This window comes from Granulicella aggregans, assembly GCF_014203275.1.
Classification (GTDB): Bacteria; Acidobacteriota; Terriglobia; order Terriglobales; family Acidobacteriaceae; genus Edaphobacter.
The window spans coordinates 1-3436 of record NZ_JACHIP010000064.1 but is presented as its reverse complement, the minus strand read 5'-3'; the positions used below and the strand labels follow the sequence as shown (position 1 = coordinate 3436).

The following is a 3436-nucleotide window of genomic DNA, read 5'->3' as shown; positions in this document are numbered from 1 at the left end:
CACGCATGAGGCATGCATCCATCCATCGTCACGTAACGGTCCTCATCGAGCGACACGCCACCGGGGACGCCGATAAACTCCTCCACCAACTCCGGCACGGATGGGAATTTCCCGTGATCCCGCCTGAAGCTCTGTTGCTGAGGAAACGAACCTCGCATCAACGTGCGAAACTCTGGATCCCACTTGTTATCCCCATTCATCTTTTCCGGCGTTGCAAACGCACGAGCCCATGCGAGATCGTTCGGGTTCTCCGACCTTGCGCTGCTGGCACCCTGAGCTGCTGCGCTCCTGGAAAGAAGAATGCTGCTGGCAACCACGATCATCACAGAAATGGTCTTCTTGTTCATCGCTGCCCTCAAATATATTCCACAATACAACGCTCTTCCCTTTTCAGTGAATGATGCACGGAACTGGGGCACGCCTCGCACCTACAAGAAACAGGGTTTGTGGCCACTGTGCCCGGCAACCGGAGTTGTCGTGGGTGCGCACAGCGGCGAGGTTCGCTACCTATTGACCTTGGCGACGGGATGGCTTGCTAAGGAGCCAATTGGTAACAGCAAAGTTTAAAGCGAAAACCCGGCGCGGCTTGGAACGCTGGTTTTCTATCTCAAGCTGGGCATCACAATCGGCCTCGGTGCTCGACGAAATCTAACAGGTATCTGAACATACCCTTGGTCTGATCGAAGGCGAAATTTGGCATCTTGCCAGAGAACTTCGGTGCGAAAGCTCCCGCAGGTCTTATCGAGAGGCTTAATTGCAACTTGATTCTCCAGATCTTACGCGGGAGCCTCTGTGCGAGTTCCAACTCGGTGATCAGAGCAAAACCACATTCTCCAAACCCTTTGAACGTACCATCGATCAATGTGCGCAAAAGTCTGAACGCCAACGAGCAGGGCGGCTGAAATCCACGAAAGATACTCAACTATCAGCCCGTTTACATTTGAGCGTCCGTGCTCAATCAGCGAAAGCATTATCCTAAGCATAACGCGCTTTCAAGAACTTACGGCTAATGGCTCCGACGGACCACATGGGTATGATTCAAACAATGCAGCTTCGAATTCTGCCTAGCAGCGTGGTCGACAGCAAAAAGATCAACACGCAGATGAAAAACGAATCGATGGGCTTGTGGCTTCGAAAGAGCAGTATGACCAGCAAACCACTGAGGCAGACACAATGAGGTAAATAGGAAGCTCCCACCACCACAGCCTGCTATCCCACCGCTTCTTCGAAGCTAAGTAGATTAGCGTCTCTTGAGGAATTCGCCGGCGTGACGCATCCTATTGCGTTCGGTGCTGTTCGCCAAAGTTTGGCCTCCACTGCGATCATCGTAAACCAAGGCGAGATAGGCGAAGGAGCGTTGTGCGTTATTGTGCTCACTGAAACGCCCGTTCAATCACCTTTGGACCTCGACTGCAGACCATTCCCCAAGTCGTCGGGCGGTGGAATTTCACGAGCGTTGAGTTCCTCCGCGATCGCGCGGGCGCGAGCGCGCGCCGGTAGCTTGTATGGTTGTGATAGTCGGAAGGATCTCCGATCCTCTCTGGCTTAATCCTCTCTGTCTACATACCTTGCGCGCCGCAGCTGGAGGGCAGCGCACACTTTCTTTGTTACTACCGCTCGCCCCAATGATCTGAGGTCAGCGGAGCCATCTTAGACCAGTCAATGCCAGCATGTGCATCGCCTGTCCTTCTGGGCCGAACGAAGGCACTACCGATCTGCGTCTGCGTCTGAAGAAGGAAAAAGACACACCAAAAGTATCCGCGATGATGTTCGGCTTGGATGAGGATGAGAAGCATAGCGAAGACTAATAAGACCATCACACACTTCCAGATCGGATGATCTACAGCCCTGCGAAACGGCGTGATGGATTCGGGAGGCCACCGCTCATTCTGGACGCACTCTCGCAGGGTATACGATGCCAAATACATACCAAGCATGCCAATAACCACGAATACAACGCAAGCCATCAGACGGGGCAGGGAGTTGTATATGGAATGAACACTACTACCCAGCAATCCGGCTGTACCTAGCAAGCATCCCGCGATGGTGAGAGCCGTGAGTCGATAAGGTGAGTCAAGCATATAGATCCCCCTCAGCAGCCTTCTGAGTGACGGGCTGACTCGCGAATGAGTTTCATGGTCTTAATAGATCTTTAGAGAGGTCTTGCAAAACCTATTTCGGTACCGATTCGGTCGATGTGGTCAACGCTTGATTTGAACGTTCTCACTAGTCTGTGTTTTGGGCGGAAAACGAGATCTCGACTGGCCGGCGCATGCGACTACCTGGCCAAAACGTCCTGATAAGAGCCATGCAACGCCGGCGTGCACGCCCGGGTTCGTTGCAGCAAACGCCGTTTTCATTCCGTCAGTCAGCCCCTAAGATTGCTGTTGTAGACATGCGCCGCAAATTCATCCAAGAATTCGCAAACTCGTTCTGCCAGCGCGTCATCGACCTGCCTGACGGACATGACCTCGCGACGTTCGCACATTATGGTTCTGGTTCATATGAGGCAGACATACTCACTGGGGTCTGTAGTTGCAACGGCTGTCCAATCTCTCCTTTGAGGCTCTGCGACATCTACCGGGTGTGGTTGAACCACCAGATAGACAGGCACGGTGAGAGCCTAAACGCAATCCAGAAAGCTACCTTGCGAATGGCGATCGAGGTCAAGGACGTCACAGTACGCTCCCCCTATGGCCGAAGGTTCGCCTCCGCACATTTCATCTTCGAGTGCGAAGGCGAGATCACGACTGATGAGAAAACATACCGGGGGCAGATGAGGGGAGCCAAGGAGTGCGGCTTTGATTGGTACTACGAGCAGCTTTATGGGGAGTTACCAGATACTTGGCCGCCGCAGGCGATAAAGCCTGAAGCCGAACTGCCCGGCACATGGGAGAACTCGTCTCTCCAGCAAAGTCGGTGTTATCGGCAATCACGACGTTCCGAACCGGGCCGGGTGCAGAGTTCTTCGCAATGTGAAGAACCCCTATTGCCAGAAGCTCGCTTCTGGAACATGGAGCGCCGAGAAGCTAACGAAACCGCCGCTTCAATCTAGCGCAGGCCGTCAGGACGCTTACGCGTGAGCACGAACCACAAGGAAAATGAACTCTCAAGGAAGAGCAGCACAGTAAAGAGCAGGAACATGCGCGACGCGTCTCGAAATACCCACATACCAGCAGCCGTCAAGATTCCGAGAACAACGCCGGGCCAACCTATCGCCAATGCCTTCACGAAGACATCGTTTCATACGCTGAGTTAATCGACAATAACGAAGCTCCTGCAAAGTCGTTGTTTGCGGAAATGTCGTCCGTTTGGCCGTCTGAAGTCGAAGTTGCCGCAATCGCCGGCGGTCTCAACCGGTCGATGCAACACTGGCATGGAGTTTACTAGCTGGAGTTTCAAAATCCAACGTCTTGCGTGGGCGTTGATTGAGGCG

General features: G+C 53.5%; 2 protein-coding genes. One reads left to right on the top strand and one right to left on the bottom strand.

Translation table 11 applies throughout. From position 1 onward, the window contains the following. Window positions 1-347 (bottom strand): hypothetical protein (locus HDF16_RS29980; protein WP_184224608.1); only part of this gene is annotated, 347 nt, incomplete at its 3' end. Between the two features lie 2306 nt (window positions 348-2653). On the opposite strand from HDF16_RS29980, the gene HDF16_RS29975 reads away from it, so the two are divergent. Continuing rightward, window positions 2654-3055 carry a hypothetical protein gene (locus tag HDF16_RS29975; protein WP_184224606.1) on the top strand — a complete coding sequence of 134 codons (402 nt, stop codon included), beginning with the start codon at window positions 2654-2656 and terminating at the stop codon, window positions 3053-3055. Window positions 3056-3436 lie beyond the last annotated feature (381 nt).